This window comes from Campylobacter concisus, assembly GCF_002913945.1.
Classification (GTDB): Bacteria; Campylobacterota; Campylobacteria; order Campylobacterales; family Campylobacteraceae; genus Campylobacter_A; species Campylobacter_A concisus_P.
Window position 1 is genome coordinate 199121 of sequence record NZ_POZK01000035.1, and the last position, 17629, is coordinate 216749.

At 38.2% G+C, this 17629-nt stretch carries 14 protein-coding genes and 5 tRNA genes; all 19 read right to left on the reverse strand.

Going from position 1 to position 17629, the window contains the following annotated elements; all coding sequences use genetic code 11:
• Window positions 1-73: 73 nt before the first annotated feature.
• Window positions 74-2152: an elongation factor G gene (gene fusA / locus CYP64_RS08650; RefSeq protein ID WP_103649433.1), complete on the reverse strand. Its 2079-nt coding sequence runs from the start codon at window positions 2150-2152 to the stop codon at window positions 74-76.
• A 12-nt stretch (window positions 2153-2164) separates the two neighbouring features.
• Window positions 2165-2635, reverse strand: a complete 471-nt coding sequence (gene rpsG, locus CYP64_RS08655; RefSeq protein WP_021090980.1) for a 30S ribosomal protein S7 — start codon at window positions 2633-2635, stop codon at window positions 2165-2167.
• 78 nt (window positions 2636-2713) lie between these two features.
• Window positions 2714-3112, reverse strand: a complete 399-nt coding sequence (rpsL, locus tag CYP64_RS08660; protein WP_103649434.1) for a 30S ribosomal protein S12 — start codon at window positions 3110-3112, stop codon at window positions 2714-2716.
• A 131-nt stretch (window positions 3113-3243) separates the two neighbouring features.
• Complete coding sequence (locus tag CYP64_RS08665) at window positions 3244-3633, reverse strand: DoxX family protein (protein ID WP_103649435.1); 390 nt, start codon at window positions 3631-3633, stop codon at window positions 3244-3246.
• A 124-nt stretch (window positions 3634-3757) separates the two neighbouring features.
• The gene (gene rpoC, locus CYP64_RS08670; RefSeq protein ID WP_103649436.1) at window positions 3758-8272 is read right to left on the reverse strand and encodes a DNA-directed RNA polymerase subunit beta'; all 4515 of its coding nucleotides are present in this window, start codon (window positions 8270-8272) and stop codon (window positions 3758-3760) included.
• Window positions 8259-12404, reverse strand: a complete 4146-nt coding sequence (gene rpoB / locus CYP64_RS08675; RefSeq protein ID WP_103649437.1) for a DNA-directed RNA polymerase subunit beta — start codon at window positions 12402-12404, stop codon at window positions 8259-8261. Before rpoB ends, rpoC begins: the two co-directional genes overlap by 14 nt.
• A 118-nt stretch (window positions 12405-12522) precedes the next feature.
• A complete protein-coding gene (rplL, locus tag CYP64_RS08680; protein ID WP_054196407.1) occupies window positions 12523-12900 on the reverse strand; it encodes a 50S ribosomal protein L7/L12 in 378 nt (125 codons plus the stop codon).
• A 29-nt stretch (window positions 12901-12929) separates the two neighbouring features.
• Window positions 12930-13415: a 50S ribosomal protein L10 gene (gene rplJ, locus CYP64_RS08685; RefSeq protein WP_103649438.1), complete on the reverse strand. Its 486-nt coding sequence runs from the start codon at window positions 13413-13415 to the stop codon at window positions 12930-12932.
• 103 nt (window positions 13416-13518) lie between these two features.
• Window positions 13519-14220: a 50S ribosomal protein L1 gene (gene rplA, locus CYP64_RS08690; protein ID WP_103649439.1), complete on the reverse strand. Its 702-nt coding sequence runs from the start codon at window positions 14218-14220 to the stop codon at window positions 13519-13521.
• A gap of 59 nt (window positions 14221-14279) precedes the next feature.
• Complete coding sequence (gene rplK / locus CYP64_RS08695) at window positions 14280-14705, reverse strand: 50S ribosomal protein L11 (protein ID WP_103649440.1); 426 nt, start codon at window positions 14703-14705, stop codon at window positions 14280-14282.
• A gap of 10 nt (window positions 14706-14715) precedes the next feature.
• Window positions 14716-15246, reverse strand: a complete 531-nt coding sequence (gene nusG / locus CYP64_RS08700; protein ID WP_103649441.1) for a transcription termination/antitermination protein NusG — start codon at window positions 15244-15246, stop codon at window positions 14716-14718.
• Window positions 15247-15260: 14 nt separating this feature from the next.
• Window positions 15261-15440: a preprotein translocase subunit SecE gene (secE, locus tag CYP64_RS08705; protein ID WP_087585687.1), complete on the reverse strand. Its 180-nt coding sequence runs from the start codon at window positions 15438-15440 to the stop codon at window positions 15261-15263.
• 17 nt (window positions 15441-15457) lie between these two features.
• Window positions 15458-15533: transfer RNA gene (locus tag CYP64_RS08710), tRNA-Trp, on the reverse strand.
• Between the two features lie 19 nt (window positions 15534-15552).
• A complete protein-coding gene (gene rpmG, locus CYP64_RS08715; protein WP_103649443.1) occupies window positions 15553-15711 on the reverse strand; it encodes a 50S ribosomal protein L33 in 159 nt (52 codons plus the stop codon).
• A 56-nt stretch (window positions 15712-15767) separates the two neighbouring features.
• Entirely contained in the window at window positions 15768-16967 is a 1200-nt protein-coding gene (gene tuf / locus CYP64_RS08720; protein ID WP_087585685.1) for an elongation factor Tu, read from the reverse strand.
• 74 nt (window positions 16968-17041) lie between these two features.
• Window positions 17042-17116 (reverse strand) — tRNA-Thr (locus tag CYP64_RS08725).
• A 126-nt stretch (window positions 17117-17242) separates the two neighbouring features.
• Window positions 17243-17319: transfer RNA gene (locus CYP64_RS08730), tRNA-Gly, on the reverse strand.
• Window positions 17320-17326: 7 nt separating this feature from the next.
• Window positions 17327-17411: transfer RNA gene (locus CYP64_RS08735), tRNA-Tyr, on the reverse strand.
• A 53-nt stretch (window positions 17412-17464) separates the two neighbouring features.
• A tRNA-Thr gene (locus CYP64_RS08740) sits at window positions 17465-17540 on the reverse strand.
• Window positions 17541-17629 lie beyond the last annotated feature (89 nt).

A 17629-nucleotide genomic window follows, 5' to 3' on the forward strand; every position in this document is an offset into this window, starting at 1 on the left:
GCGAGTTAGTTTATTTTTTTTAGCCGAGCAGCTAAGGATAAAGGGCAGATCGCTCTGCCCTATTTTTGGCTAATTAGCCATTTCTCTTTTTAATAATCTCTTCACTTACGTTTTTAGGAACTTCTTCATAGTGGTCAAATTCCATAGAGTAAGTCGCACGACCTTGTGTCATTGAGCGAAGATCTGTTGAGTAGCCAAACATTTGTGCTAGTGGGCAGTAAGCAGCGATAATCTTGATGCCACTTCTATCATCCATTGAGTTTACTTGGCCACGGCGCTTATTAAGGTCTCCTATAACGTCACCCATATACTCCTCTGGAGTCTCAACTTCAACCTTCATCATAGGTTCTAGAATAACAGCACCTGCTTTTCTAGCACCCTCTTTAAAGCCCATTGAAGCAGCAAGTTTAAACGCCATCTCAGATGAGTCAACTTCGTGGTAGCTACCATCAAATAGTGTAACTTTAACATCTTCAACTGGATAACCAGCAAGAACACCGCTTTGAAGTGCCTCTTTACAACCCTTTTCAACAGCTGGGATGTATTCTTTTGGAACAACACCGCCTTTGATGTCGTTAACAAATTCAAATCCACTAGCAGCTGGAAGTGGTTCAAGACGTAGGAATACGTGACCATACTGACCACGACCGCCCGATTGCTTGGCATATTTATATTCTTGTTCAACTGTCTTGCGGATAGTCTCGCGGTAAGCAACTTGCGGTTGACCAACTTCAGCATCAACTTTAAATTCACGCAGCATACGATCAACAATAATTTCCAAGTGAAGCTCACCCATACCACTAATGATAGTTTGTCCACTCTCTTCATCCGTGCTAACTCTAAAACTCGGATCTTCTTGAGCTAGTTTTTGTAGAGCTATCGCCATCTTCTCTTGATCAGCTTTTGTTTTTGGTTCAACAGCAACGCTGATAACTGGATCTGGGAAGTCCATTCTCTCTAGGATAACTTTATCTTTTTCGCTAGCTAAAGTATCGCCTGTTAGAGTATTTTTAAGACCGACAACAGCACCGATCTCGCCAGCAAAAAGCTCTGAAATTTCTTCACGCTTATTTGAGTGCATTTTTAATAGACGGCCGATTCTCTCTTTATTGTCTTGAACTGTGTTGTAAGCATAGCTACCACTTTCAAGGCTTCCTCTATATACACGGATAAATGTTAGCTGTCCAACAAATGGATCCGTCATAATCTTAAACGCAAGAGCCGCAAATTCACCATCATCAGTACTATCAACAGTTACCTCAGTACCATCTTCATAAACGCCTTTGATCGCTTCGATCTCATCAGGAGCTGGCAGATAATCAACTACAGCATCAAGTAGAGGTTGGATACCTTTGTTCTTAAACGCAGTACCACAAAGCATAGGTGTAATAGTCATTCTTAAGCAACCTGCTTTAATACCTTTTTTAATCTCTTCTTCAGTTAGTTCTTCGCCTGCAAAGAATTTCTCCATCAAGCTATCATCTGTCTCAGAAACAGCTTCGATTAGTTTTGCACGGTATTCTTCAGCCTTATCTTTAACTTCAGCTGGAATTTCTTCTTCAACATAGTCAGTTGGCTTTTTCTCATCATTCCAAACGTAAGCTTTCATTCTTACAAGGTCAACCACACCTCTAAAGTTATCCTCAGCACCTATAGGAATTTGAATAGGTATTGGGTTTGCTTTTAGTCTTTCCCTAATCTGCTCTTCAACTCTAAAGAAATTTGCACCTATTCTATCCATTTTATTAACAAAAACGATTCTTGGTACGTGATATTTATTTGCTTGTCTCCAAACAGTTTCTGATTGTGGTTGAACACCGCCAACAGAACAAAATACTGAAACAGCACCGTCAAGAACACGCATAGAACGCTCAACTTCGATAGTAAAGTCAACGTGTCCCGGAGTATCTATTAGGTTTATTTGATAACCCTTCCAAAATGCCGTAGTTGCAGCTGAAGTAATAGTAATACCACGCTCTTTTTCTTGTTCCATCCAGTCCATGGTAGCAGCACCATCATGAACCTCACCTATTTTATGGCTCATGCCAGTAAAGAATAAAATTCTCTCACTAGTAGTTGTCTTTCCAGCATCAATGTGAGCCGCAATACCGATATTTCTTACCTTATGTAAAGGCGTTTTTCTCTCTGCCATATTAATTCTTTCTTACCAGCGGTAGTGAGCAAATGCTTTATTAGCCTCTGCCATCTTGTAAGTATCTTCCTTCTTCTTGAAAGATGCACCTTTTGAGTTTGCCGCATCTAAGAGCTCATTCGCTAGTTTATCTATCATAGTTCTTTCGCTTCTTTTTCTGGCGTAAGTTATAAGCCAGCGGATAGCAAGAGCTTGTTGGCGAGCTGGGCGAACCTCAACTGGTACTTGATAAGTAGCACCACCAACACGGCGTGATTTAACTTCTAAAATAGGTTTTACATTTTCGATAGCGTCGTTAAAAACGTCAATGCCTTTAACTTCAGCATTTTTCTTTTCGATAGCTTTGATAGCACCATACATTATCTCAGTAGCGACGCTTTTTTTGCCATCATACATAAGAGAATTAATAAATTTAGTGATTATTTTATTTCCGTAAATCGGATCAGGTAAGACTTCCCTTACAGGGGCTTTTCTTCTTCTCATTTTGATCTTTCCTTCAAATTTTTATGAAATTTTACTCAAACGTTTGCAAATTTTAGCAACGTCTGCGAACCTAAATTTTTACTTTTTTGTTGCAGCTGCAGCGCCAGCTTTAGGGCGTTTTGCACCATATTTAGAACGAGAAACTGTTCTTTTTGCAACACCAGCAGTATCAAGTGCACCACGAACGATGTGATATTTAACACCCGGTAAGTCTTTAACCCTACCACCGCGAACTAAAACGATACTGTGTTCTTGTAGGTTGTGACCTTCACCGCCGATATAGCTGATGACTTCAAAACCGCTTGTTAGCCTAACTTTGGCAACTTTCCTCAAAGCTGAGTTTGGTTTTTTAGGGGTTGTAGTATAAACCCTAGTGCAAACTCCTCTTCTTTGAGGGCACTCTTTTAACGCTGGAGATTTTGACTTAACAATCACTTTCTTGCGTTCTTTTCTGACCAATTGATTTATGGTTGGCACAATAATTCCTTTCAACTAAATTTATTAAAAAGACCTAATTTTATTTAAAATAAACTTAAATAACGGTTAATAAGTTAGACTTACTCATCTAATTCTTGATTTTATAAAAACTCTACTGTCTTTATTTTGTATTAGTCTTGTTTGACAGCATATTTGCCACTACCTATCAAAAGAATACAAAGTGAAATAGCAATATAAAGGTAAATAAGCTCTGATTTAAAGCCATTAACCTCGTTTAATGCAAATAAATTTGCAAATCCATAGTATGAGTATAAAATAGTAATACTAGTACCTAAAACTAGGATAGCGCCTACCCTTGAACAAAAACCAATAATTAACATGATGGGCGCTAAGACCTCTCCAAGGTAAGAAAAATATGCCAAAAATCCAGGCAAACCAGCATTTACTAATATACCTTTTACCCCACTAAGTCCATGTAAAATTTTACCAAAACCATGCATAAAAAGGCAGATACCAAGTCCTAAACGTATAAATAAAAGTCCAAGATCAACGTTTTTCATAAATTCTCCATGATGTGATTTCAAAGATAAGGATTTTATTAGGTGATAATTAATAGCTTGTAAATTTTTAATTGATTTAATTCTATTAAAGAGGTTAAGCCCCAAAAAATAGGGGCTTGAAGTATTAGTTTTCTTTGATTTTTACTTTTTTATCCTTATAAAAACCAGTTCCAACCGGGATCATACGTCCAAGGATAACATTCTCTTTTAGATCCTCAAGATAGTCAAATTTAGCAGCAATCGATGCTTCTGTTAAGACTTTAGTTGTCTCTTGGAACGATGCAGCAGAGATCACGCTATCACTTCCGATAGCTGCTCTTGTAACGCCTAACAAGATCGGCTCAGCAATAGCTGGCTCACCGCCCATGTTCATGATGCGCTCGTTCTCTTCTTTAAATTTATTTCTTGATACCATATCGCCAACGATGAAATTTGTATTTCCGCTATCAACGATTTTAACTTGGCGAAGCATTTGAGAGACGATGATCTCGATATGTTTATCTGCGATCGCAACACCTTGGCGACGATAAACTTGCTGAATTTCACTGATCAAATAGTAGTGAAGTGCCTTTTCGCCAAGAATTCTTAAAATATCGTGGCTTGAGATTAGCCCATCAGTTAGTTTCTCGCCAGCATGGACAAATTCCCCGTCTCTTACTTGTATCTGACGACTTTTCTCGATCAAATACTCAGCAGTTGTGCCATCTTCAGCTTGGATGATTATGCGCTCTTTTGAGCGAAGTGGCTTGTCAAATCTAACCACACCATCAATCTCTGCAACGATAGCTGTATTTTTAGGGCGTCTTGCTTCAAATAGCTCACTAACTCTTGGAAGACCACCGGTAATATCTTTTGACTTAGCAACAGCTTTTGGGGTCTTAGCCAAAATATCAGCCTGAGCTACTTCATCACCACTTGAGACAAAGATCGCAGTTTTTGGATCAAGCGAATACTTGATTAAATTTCCTTTTTTAGTAGCGATAATAATCGCAGGTTTTACACCGCTTGGCAAGTATTCATTGATAACAAGACGTCTTTGTCCAGTCGCCTCATCTGCTTGCTCAGTCGCACTATATCCTGGCTCAATATCCTCAAAGCTAACCACACCAGCTTCTTCAGCAATAGTTGGAGTTGAGTATGGGTCCCACTCAGCAATAATCAACTTATCATCTTTTTCAGGCAATGAGACTACTGTCGCTCTCTCAACTGCATCATTATCAGAAACTTGGATAATAGAATTTCTTGGGATATAATGGCGAACCGCCTCACGTCCATCTTTATCAGAAACAACTACAAAGAAACCTTTTTCAGTTACTTTGTGACCTTTTTTGATATCTTTAACCCTATCAAGATAATCACCTTTTAATATGAAAAATTTAACCACTCCATTTGCGTCGGCTAAAATTTTACGAGTTACAGGATCTCCGTCTGAAATTTTAAGTTCACTAGCGTATGGGATACGATTTGGAATATTCCAACCCTCTTTTATGATCTCAACAATACTTTCATTCTCTTTTACTTTATCGCCACTTACATAAGGTATATACATCTTTCCTTCGATCTTTCCGCTAACACCAGCTAATTCATTTGGCTTAGCAAGATCGTTTCTTCTAATTGTATATTTAACCTCTTCTTTTTTACCTTTTATCACGATATTTACATCTTCGTGGGCATATTCGATCTCTATTTTGCCATCAATCGTTGATTTAATCTTTGGTTCAACAAGTAGCACAGCCGCACTTCTTCTATTTGCAACGATCTTCTTATCACCGTTATCATAAGTATTAAGGTTGTAATATCTGATAAAACCTTCTTTTTGAGCAATTACTTGACGATCTTGTTGCTCAGTAGAAGCCGTACCACCAATGTGGAATGTTCTTAGTGTTAGCTGTGTACCTGGCTCACCGATAGACTGAGCTGAGATAATACCAACTGCTTCACCTGGTTTTACAAGTTTACCTTCACCCAAATTTAATCCATAACATTTTGCGCAAACGCCTTTTGGCGCCTTGCACGTGATAGGCGTTCTAATGCTTACTGATTTTATGCCAGCTTCTGTTATCGCTTTGGCTTTTTCTTCATCAAGCAATGTGCCTTCGCTAAATAAAATTTCATTTGTTATAGGATCGATTACATCATCTGCTAAAACACGGCCCAATACTCTCTCTTCAAGGCTCTCTATTAGCTCGCCACTCTCTGTGATATCTGTGATCTCAACACCCTCGTGCGTACCGCAGTCGTGCATTGTGACTTTAACGTTTTGAGCAACGTCGATTAGCTTTCTTGTTAAGTAACCAGCGTTGGCAGTTTTTAGCGCGGTATCTGCAAGACCCTTTCTAGCTCCGTGGGTTGAGTTGAAGTACTCCATTATGTTTAGACCTTCACGGAAGTTTGAAATGATCGGCGTTTCGATGATCGAGCCGTCCGGTTTTGCCATAAGACCACGCATACCAGCTAGCTGGCGAATTTGCGCTGCACTACCTCTCGCACCAGAGTCTGCCATCATATAAATTGAGTTAAATCCGCCCTTATCACTTTGGATAAGCTTCATCATCTCGCTTGCAACGCTATTGTTTGTATCTGTCCAGATATCGATGATCTTGTTGTATCTCTCACTATCTGTTAAAAGACCAGCACCATATTGCTTTTGAATTTCACGAACTTTTTTCTTAGCTTCGTCGATATATTTTTGCTTGCTATCTGGCACGATGATGTCTGCGATAGAGATAGAAATTCCCGCTTTTGTAGCATACCTAAAGCCTAAATTTTTAAGCTTATCAAGGAAGTCAGCCGTTACTTCAAGGCCGCCATTTCTATAAACATAATCAACCAAATTTGCGATATCTTTTTTCTTCATAATCTTATTCCACATATTTTCAGGAACAAAATCAGGTAGTATCGCTCTTAGGATCAAACGACCGGCTGTTGTAAAGATGATCTTATTGTCAACCATTGTCTTAATCTTTGCGTGAAGACCAAGTGTATTAGCCTCTTCAGCAATCATTACTTCATCAACGCTTGAAAAAATTTTATTTGCACCTTTTTCGTCATTTCTCTCTAGGCTTAAATAATAAATTCCTAAAACCATATCTTGTGAAGGGACTGTAATAGCCTTACCGCTTGCAGGAAGCAAAATATTCATTGAGCTAAGCATCAAAATTTTGCATTCAGCAATAGCTTCCTGTGATAGTGGTACGTGAACAGCCATTTGGTCACCGTCGAAGTCCGCGTTGAACGCCGCACAAACTAGTGGGTGAAGCTGAATTGCCTTGCCTTCAACAAGCACTGGGTGAAACGCCTGGATAGAAAGCTTGTGAAGTGTCGGCGCACGGTTTAGCATAACTGGATAGTCTTTAACAACCTCTTCTAGGCACTCCCAAACCTCATTTGTCTTATCTTCTATCATCTTTTTGGCTTGTTTAACAGTCGTTGCATAGCCCTTTTCTTCAAGGCGAGCAAGCAAATGTGGCTTAAATAGCTCAAGGGCCATCTTCTTTGGAAGACCGCACTGATCCATCTTTAGCTTTGGACCAACGACAATAACAGAACGTCCAGAGAAGTCAACACGCTTACCTAGCAAATTCTGGCGGAAGCGACCTTGCTTACCTTTAATGATCTCGCTTAGTGATTTTAGCGGGCGCTTGTTTGCACCTTTTACTGCATTTGCTCTGCGACCATTGTCAAATAGTGCATCAACGGCCTCTTGAAGCATTCTCTTTTCATTTCTGATAATGATCTCAGGTGCATCAAGCTCAAGTAGACGTTTTAGACGGCTGTTTCTATTTATTACACGACGATATAGGTCGTTTACGTCTGAAACGGCAAATTTACCACCATCAAGGCTAACTAGCGGTCTAAGATCAGGCGGAAGAACTGGTAAATTTGTTATCATCATCCACTCTGGGCGGTTGCCTGAATTTAAAAAGCTCTCGATAACTTTTAGGCGTTTTACGATAGTCTTTTTCTTGGCTTCAGAATTTGTAGCTTCCATCTCTTCTTTTAGCTGATTTAGGATTTGCATCAAATCAAGTTCAGCTAGCATATCATAGATGACCTCGCCACCCATTCTTGCCGTAAAACCGCTCTCTTCATATCTTGAAGCTAGGCTTTGGTATTGCTCTTCGTTTAAAACGTCGTATTTTTCAACTTTTTTAGAATTTTCATTGTCGTAATAAGCCTCACCAGCATTATCAACAATGTATGCCTCATAGTAAAGTACGCGCTCAAGATCTTTCATCTTAATACCAAGAAGCGCACCGATACGGCTTGGCAAGAAATTTACATACCAAATGTGAGCCACTGGCGTTACAAGCTCAATGTGACCCATGCGAGAGCGGCGAACCTTAGATGTTGTTACTTCAACGCCGCACTTTTCGCACTTGATGCCTTTATAACGCATCTTTTTATATTTACCACAAAGGCACTCGTAGTCACGGATCGGTCCAAAAATTTTCGCACAAAACAAGCCATCACGCTCTGGTTTAAGCGTGCGGTAATTGATAGTTTCTGGCTTTTTAACCTCGCCATAACTCCAAGATTTTATCTTCTCAGGACTTGCTAAACGAAGTTGAAAAGCCTCAAAATCACGAGGTCTATGCTCTTCTTTTATCTCAACTGGTTTTAAATTAGTTAGTTTCATTTGTCTCATCCTCATCATATACTTCCACATCAAGAGCTAGTGATTTTAGCTCGTTTGTTAGAACAAAGAACGTCTCAGGGATACCAGTCTCAGGAACGTTTTCACCTCTTGTTAAAGCTTTGTAAGCAGAAAGTCTTCCCTCAACATCGTCTGATTTTACAGTTAGCATCTCTCTTAGTGTATGAGCGGCACCATAAGCCTCAAGTGCCCAAACCTCCATCTCACCAAACCTTTGACCACCAAATAGCGCCTTACCGCCGACAGGTTGTTGTGTAACAAGGCTGTATGGTCCAGTACTTCTTGCGTGAACTTTCTCATCAACCAAGTGGTGAAGTTTTAGCATATACATACAACCAACATTAACGCGCTCTCTTATCTTTGAGCCTGTACGTCCGTCATATAGCTCAGTTTTACCATCGCTATCTATCTTTGCCATCTCAAATAGTTTTGCAAATTCGTCAGCCTTAACGCCTTCAAAAATCGGAGTTGCAAATCTTACGCCATTACTCCAATCTTTTGCATATTCAAGAAGCTTCTCATCGCTCATCTTACCAAGAGCTTTTTTAGCGTCCATTAGCTTAGCAACACCTGCTATCTCTATCATCTTAGCTCTTAGCTCTTTTATCCACTCGCCTTTTTTAGTTTCAAAAATTTCATTGATCTGCTCACCTAAGCGGTAGCCAACAAGACCAAGGTGGCTCTCTAAAATTTGACCGATATTCATACGGCTTGGAACACCAAGTGGGTTTAGCACAATGTCTACGATCTGACCACTTGGAAGATACGGCATGTCGACTTCTCTTACTATATTTGAAACAATACCTTTGTTTCCGTGACGTCCAGCCATTTTATCGCCCACTTTTAGTTTGCGTTTTGTAGCTATGTAAACTTTTACAAGTTTAACAACACCGCTTGGTAAAATATCATCTTTTTCTAAAATTTCTATCTTAGCGTCGTGCTCTTCTTTGAGCTTTTTCTTCTCATTTTGGAAATAATTTTTTAGCTCATCATATTTCTTTTGGATATCTTTTGAAAAGCTCTTTACGATAGCATTTAGAGTAAATCTATTTATATTCTCAAAGTCGGCCTTATTAATCTTTGAGCCTTTTTTATACTCTTTTTTATTTACCTCTTGATCACTTGCTAGAGGATTTTTAGAAAGAAGTGCTGTAACTTTTAGCATCTCTTCACGGTCTAGCATAAGCAGTCTATCGTGGTGCTCTTTTTCTAAAAGTGTCTTCTCTTCTTCATAGGCTTTGTTTGTTCTGCTATCTTTTTCATAACCTTTTTTGGTAAAAATTTTAACATCAACAACCACGCCTTCCATCGAAGCTGAAGCGTATAGCGATTTATTTACCACGTGACCAGCTTTTTCACCAAATATAGCGCGTAGCAATCTCTCTTCTGGAGTTGGCTTAACTTCACCTTTTGGAGATACTTTACCAACTAAAATCATACCAGGCTTAATCTCTGTACCAATTTTGACAATACCACTTTCGTCAAGGTGCATAAGCTCCTCTTCTTTGACGTTTGGTATATCTTTTGTTATCTCCTCAACGCCATCTTTTAGCTCACGAGCTTCGATCTCTTTTTCATAAATATGAACGCTCGTAAAGGCATCTTCACGTATCATTTTTTCACTAATAACGATCGCGTCCTCGTAGTTGTAGCCGTTCCAAGGCATAAATGCGATTAGCGCGTTTTTACCGATGGCTAGTTCGCCTTTTTCCATACTTGGGCCGTCAGCTATGATTTGGCCAGCAACGATCTCATCACCTTTTTTAACGATCGGATGTTGTGAAAAAGTCGTATTTTGATTTGTTCTTAATTTTTTCTCTAATGAGTAGTGATCGATATATGGACCAGCTTCATCTTCTCCAAGTATAAAGATGTTTTTATTATCAACCTTTTCAACTACACCACCACGTCTTGCTTTCACGCTCTCCCAAGCATCTCTTGCGATAACACTCTCCATACCTGTTCCAACGATTGGGGCAGTTGAGCGAAGCAGTGGGACGGCTTGACGCTGCATGTTTGAGCCCATAAGCGCACGGTTAGCGTCATCGTGCTCTAGGAATGGGATAAGAGAAGCAGCAACACCCGCTATCATACCAGAGCAAAGGTCTATCAAGGTAACATCTTCTCTACGAGCAAGCATCATCTCGCCCTCTTTTCTAACCTCTATCAAATCCTCAATAATATGTCCATTTTCATCAAGTTTAGTTGATGCTGGAGCGATAACATTGCCCTCTTCTTGAGTTGCTGTTAGATAGACTATCTCATCAGTCACCTTACCATCGACAACCTTCTTATAAGGCGCTTCAACAAAACCAAGGTCATTTACTTTCGCATAAGTCGAAAGAGTGTTTATAAGACCGATATTTTGACCTTCTGGAGTTTCAACCGGACAAATTCTGCCGTAGTGAGTTGGGTGAACGTCACGCACCTCAAAGCCAGCACGCTCTTTTACTAAGCCACCCTCGCCAAGTGCTGATAGACGGCGCTTGTGAGTAACCTCACTAAGTGGGTTTGTCTGATCCATAAACTGGCTTAACTGACCACCTGTGAAAAATTCCATAATTGTTGCGGTGATCATTTTTGGATTGATAAGATCATAAGGCATTATCTCGTCAGTATTGTTGCTTAGACTTGTAAATTTATCACGGATAGCTTTTTGCATCTTAACAAAACCAAGGTGAAGCTCGCTAGCAAGTAGCTCACCGATCGATCTTATACGGCGATTACCAAGGTGATCACGGTCGTCGATGTGACCTTGTCCATTTTTAACTTTTATAAGATATTTTGCAGTTTTTATGATATCTTCACTTGTTAGTAAAGTAACGTATTCTGGCACGTCAAGAGAGAGCTTATGGTTCATTTTCATACGACCAACTTTTGTTAGGTCATATCTTTCAGGGTTAAATAGCATATCATTTACAAAACTCTTTGCAGCCTCTTTTACAACTGGCTCTCCTGGTCTCATAACCTTATAAATTCTAATAGCCGCAAGATCATTTTCATCATCCACGCCCTCAGTTTGTTTTAAAACCTTAAGCATATCGTTGTCAGCTATGAAAGAATTTATAATTGCATCATCAACACCAGCAGCAGAGTTATTTATAATCTCGATACTTTCATGTTCAGCTAAAATTTTTGCGAGTTTATTCTCGTCAAGAGCAGATAGTGTGTCATATAAAATTTCTCCACTCTCTGTATTTATTACAGGATTTGCCAAATATCTACCAATAAGTGCTTCAACTGGATATTCAACAAATTTTACGCCATCTTCAATCAACTTATCAGCTTTTTTCTTTGTTAGGCGCTTGCCAGCTTGATGAAGAACATCGCCCTCTTCATTTTTTATATCATATTCAACTCTTCCTAGATAATCCTCTGGATTGAAAAGAGTTAAGAATTTATTATTTTTTATCGTTAAATTTTGTATTGGATAAAATAGCTTAATAATGTCTTGTTTTTTATATCCCAATGCCCTAAACAAGATAGTTACAGGCACTTTTCTGCGCTTATTTATCCTAACATATAAAATGTCTTTTGTATCATATTCAAAGTGTAGCCAAGAGCCGCGATCTGGAATTATTTGAGCTGTGTAGATAAGTTTATTTGCAACAGTCGCACTCTCCTCTTGCTTAAAGATAACGCCAGGGCTTCTATGAAGTTGGTTTACAACAACACGCTCAACGCCATTTATAATAAATGAAATTCTATCTGTCATTAATGGAATTTCACGTATGAAAATTTCTTGCTCTTTTATATCTTTAACGCCAACTTTATCACCAGTCTTATCATCTTTTTCATGGACGATAAGGCGTATTTTCATCTTTAAATTTACAGAGTATGTAAGACCTCTTTCTATACACTCTCTGATCGTATATTTTGGTTTTCCAATTTCTGAGCTAACATATTCTAAAATCAAACGATTTTGCGGATCATGTATAGGGAAAATCGACTTAAAAACTTTTTCGATACCGCTTTCTGTTTGATTGTTATTTAGATTTAAAAAATTATCAAAACTCTTTTTTTGTAGTTGTAGTAGGTTCGGAACGTCTATCTCTTTAACGACATTAGAGAAGTCAACCCTAAGACGATTTCCTGAGTATAAGCTATTTAACATTGCATCTACCTCGTGGTAATTTTGAAAGAAAAGTATAGCCTTTTAACAAGGCATCTAAAATTTAAAAAAGAGAGAGCCTCTGCCCTCTCTTGAAATATTAAGCCTAAATAATAAAAAATTATTTAAGTTCAACCTTAGCACCAGCCTCTTCAAGCTCTTTTTTAGCTGCTTCAGCTTCATCTTTGCTAACGCCTTCTTTAAGAACAGATGGAGTTCCCTCAACTGCATCTTTAGCCTCTTTAAGACCAAGACCAGTAAGTGCTCTAACAACCTTAATAACGTTGATTTTCTTATCGCCAGAATCAACAAGAACGATGTTAAATTCTGTTTTTTCTTCAGCAGCAGCTGCACCAGCAGCAGCAACAGCACCGCCAGCTACCATTACAGGAGCTGCACTAACGCCAAATTTCTCTTCGAACTCTTTAACAAGTTCGCTAAGTTCAAGTACAGAAAGATTAGATATAAACTCTAATACGTCTTCTTTTGTAATTGCCATTTTTAATCCTTATTATTTTTTAATTTTAATTAAGCTGATTGTTCTTTTTTCTCTTTAAGCGCATTCAAACCAATTGTGAAATTTTGAATTGGCGCATTCCAAACTTGCAAAAGCATCGCAATAAGCTCATCACGGCTAGGCATTTTAGATAGAGCTTTAACTTTATCAACGCTTGCAACTTCGCCATCAATATAAGCTGTTTTAATTTTGAAAAGATCAGCATTAGACTCTTCAAATTTTGCGGCTACCTTAGTTACTGCTAATTGATCTTCACTCCAAAGATAGATGTTTGTATCTTTAAGTTCCATTCCGACTTTATCAGAATTTTTAAGAGCAATATTTGCAAGAGTATTTTTAATAACTTGAACTTTTACATTTTGTTCTTTTGCAGAATTTCTTAAAACTTCAAGTTTTTTAACTGAAAGACCACGATAGTCACAAACTACAATAGCTTCAGCAGTTTTAAATTCACTCTCTAATTTTGCAACAACTTCAGATTTTTCGTTACGTGTCACTTTTTCTCCTTTCCGACCGGTAATTTCAAGCAGAGCGGGTCGAATCAATTAAGCCCAAAGGCCTCGGCTATCTCCAATCTAAGATATAATTTTCTCTAAATTTTTATTTTAAATCCATAACTTCTTGAGTATCAAGAGATATAGATGGGCTCATTGTTAAAGACAATGAAGCATTTTTAACATATCTGCCTTTTGCAGCAGCTGGTTTATGTTTATTTATTGCTTTTATAAATGTTAAAATATTTTCACTAAGTTGTTCTTTAGTAAAATTTACTTTACCAAGACCAGCGTGAATATTTCCTTGTTTATCAACACGGAAATTTACCTGACCGCTCTTTGCATTATTTACAGCTTGGGCAACGTCCATTGTAACTGTTCCAGTTTTTGGGTTTGGCATCAAACCTTTTGGTCCTAAAATTCTACCAACTTTACCTACAAGACCCATTAAATTCGGAGTAGCTATAAGAACATCAAAATTCATTATGCCTTTTTGAATATCTTCGACCAAATCATCCGCACCAACGATATCAGCACCAGCAGCTTTAGCTTCATCAGCCTTAGCATCTTTTGCGATAACAGCAACTCTTACAATTTTACCTGTACCAGCTGGTAAAACAACTGAGCCACGAACCATTTGATCAGCATGTCTTGGATCAACGTTTAATTTTAACGCGATCTCAACTGTTTCATTAAATTTAGCAGAAGCTAGAGTTTTAACTGTATCAATAGCCTCACTAAGGTTATAAATTTTATCTTGCTCTACTTTTTTGAGCAATTCTTGAAATCTCTTACTAGTTTTTCCCATAAATTTCTCCGCATATAAATTGCTTCCGTCTTTTGCTAATCAACCTGACGGTAAAGGTTTTAGTCTATTATTTCGACACCCATTGAGCGAGCTGAACCAGCAATAATCTTAGCTGCTTGCTCTTTATCATTTGTATTTAAATCAACAAGTTTTTTCTCAACTATCTCAAGAACTTGAGCTTTTGTTAATTTACCTACCTTATTTTTCAAAGGATTATCAGTTCCCTTTGTTATGCCTGCAGCCTTTTTAATAAGGTCAGTCGCAGGTGGTTGCTTTGTGATGAACGTAAAACTTTTATCAGCATAAACTGTAATAACAACTGGGATATTAAATCCAACCATATCTTTTGTTCTCTCATTAAAGGCTTTACAAAATTCCATAATGTTTACGCCCTTTTGTCCAAGTGCTGGACCAACTGGAGGGCTAGGATTTGCTTTTGTTGCGGCAATTTGTAATTTTATTTCACCTATAACTTTTTTAGCCATTTCTTGCTCCTTAAATTATCTTCTCAACTTGCGAATACAAAATATCAACAGGGGTGCTTCTACCAAAAATAGAAACATTAAGTCTAAGTTTTCCATGTATCATGTCATACTCTTCAACAATACCTGTAAAGTTGGCAAAAGGACCTTCTGTTATACGAACGCTCTCGCCATCCTCAAAGAATATCTTAGGTTTTGGCGCAGCTCTTTTTTGAACTTTTTCTAAAATAGTATTTATATCTTTTTCAGATAATGGTGTAGGCTTTTTAGATTCACCAATAAAACGTCCAACTTTTGGCAAAGACTGAATTCTGTGCCAAAGAGCTGTATCAAGATCTAAGCATGCAAAAGCATAGCCTGGGTAAAGAGTTCTTTCGTTGATTTTTTGCTTGCCATTTTTTATTTCTATTACATCTTCTGTAGGAACTATAACTTCTTTTAGTTGATCTTCTATTCCATGATCTTTTACTAAGTTTTCAATTCCTCTTTTTACTGCCATTTCGCTTCCAGCGTAAGTCTGTATAGCATACCATTTATATGACATTACTTTTCCTTATCTCATATAACTTTAGATAAAACAAAGGACATAATAACATCAACAAGAGCTAAAAAAAGTGAAACAACAGCAACTACGATAAAAACTGCAAAAAAAGCATTTCTAATTTGTTCTTTTGTAGGGTAAATAACCTTCATTATTTCCAATTTAGAAAGCTTAATATAATTTATAAATTTTTCCATAATCTTAACCTTCGTTGTGGCAGGGCAAGAGGGATTCGAACCCCCAACCATTGGATTTGGAATCCAGCGCTCTACCGTTGGAGCTATTGCCCTAATAGCTACTTATTCTTAGTTAGCTTTTTAATTTAACTTCTTTATGAACAGTATGTTTTTTTAATCTTGGGCAATATTTTTTGAGCTCAACCTTTTCTGTAGTAGTCTTACTATTTTTTGTTGTAGTATAGTTTATATCACCACTTTCAGAGCATCTTAAACCGATTTTAATTCTCATATATATTCCTTATTATAGAAAGCCAAAGGGAATTCCCTTTGGCAAAATTTTATAAATTAACCAAGTATTTTTGAAACAACACCTGAACCAACTGTTCTACCACCTTCACGGATAGCAAAACGAGTACCTTCTTCAAGTGCAACTGGAGCGATTAGCTCAACAGAAATTCTTATGTTATCACCTGGCATAACCATCTCTGTACCCTCTGGAAGAGTAATAGAACCAGTAACGTCTGTTGTTCTTACATAGAATTGTGGTCTATAGTTGTTAAAGAAAGGAGTATGGCGACCACCCTCTTCTTTAGTTAGAATATAAACCTCACCCTCAAATTTTGTATGAGGGGTAATTGATTTAGGCTTGCAAAGAACCATACCACGCTCAACGTCCTCTTTTTTGGTACCACGGAGAAGAACGCCGACGTTGTCGCCAGCCTCGCCTTGATCCATCTCTTTTCTAAACATCTCAACACCAGTAACTGTTGTTGTTTGTGTAGGTTTGATACCAACGATTTCTATTGTGTCACCAACTTTAACAACACCTTTCTCGATTCTACCTGTTACAACTGTACCACGACCTGAGATTGAGAAAACGTCTTCGATTGGCATAAGAAGATCTTTATCTGTAGCACGAACTGGAGTTGGAATATAGCTATCAACTGCATCCATTAGTTCCATAATTTTTGCTGACCATTCGCCATCTTGTCCAGCTTTTGCTTCATTTAAAGCTTGAAGAGCTGAACCAGCAACAATTGGAGTGTCATCGCCTGGGAAGTTATACTCATTAAGTAGTTCGCGGATTTCCATCTCAACTAGCTCAAGTAGCTCAGCGTCGTCAACCATATCAGCTTTGTTCATGAAAACAACAATATAAGGAACACCAACTTGGCGAGATAGCAAGATGTGCTCTCTAGTTTGTGGCATTGGACCGTCTGCTGCAGAAACAACTAGAATGGCGCCATCCATTTGAGCAGCACCTGTAATCATGTTTTTAACATAGTCGGCGTGACCTGGGCAGTCAACGTGAGCATAGTGGCGTTTCTCTGTCTCGTACTCAATATGTGAAGTAGCAATTGTAATACCACGCTCTTTTTCTTCTGGAGCATTATCAATATTATCATAATCTTTTAGCTCAGCAAGTCCTTTGCGTGAAAGAACAGCAGATATTGCAGCTGTTAATGTAGTTTTACCATGATCTACGTGACCAATAGTACCTATGTTTACGTGCGGCTTGTTACGTGAAAATTTTTCTTTAGCCATCTTTTCCTCCGTATGTGATATATGTCTTTTTTCTTACCAAATTTGTATAATCATAATAAAATCATATTAACCAGTGGAGCTCATAGCGGGACTTGAACCCGCGACCTCTTCCTTACCAAGGAAGTGCTCTACCTCTGAGCCATATGAGCGAAAAACGCTTGGCAGAGATGATTCCAATTAAATAATACAAACAACTAAAAATTTTGAAAATAAAGTAAGGAATAACTGTGTTTAGTAAAATCTAGATACAGCTCCCAGTTTATTTTCCCAAATTTTGGAGCGGGAAACGGGGCTCGAACCCGCGACCCTCAGCTTGGAAGGCTGATGCTCTAGCCAACTGAGCTACTCCCGCATAACAATGGTGGTGAGACGTGGATTCGAACCACGGAAGACATAGTCAGCAGATTTACAGTCTGCCCTCGTTGGCCGCTTGAGTATCTCACCTTAAACATTAATAAACTATTTTGGTATTTTCTGGTCAAACACTGTTACAAAAATGGAGCTGGTGAACGGACTTGAACCGCCGACCCACTGCTTACAAGGCAGTAGCTCTACCAACTGAGCTACACCAGCACCTGTTTTGTGAAGTGGCAATTATATATCAAAACAAGGTAAAAGTCAAGGGAAATGTGAAAAATTATTCGTAAAAATTAAAATCATAA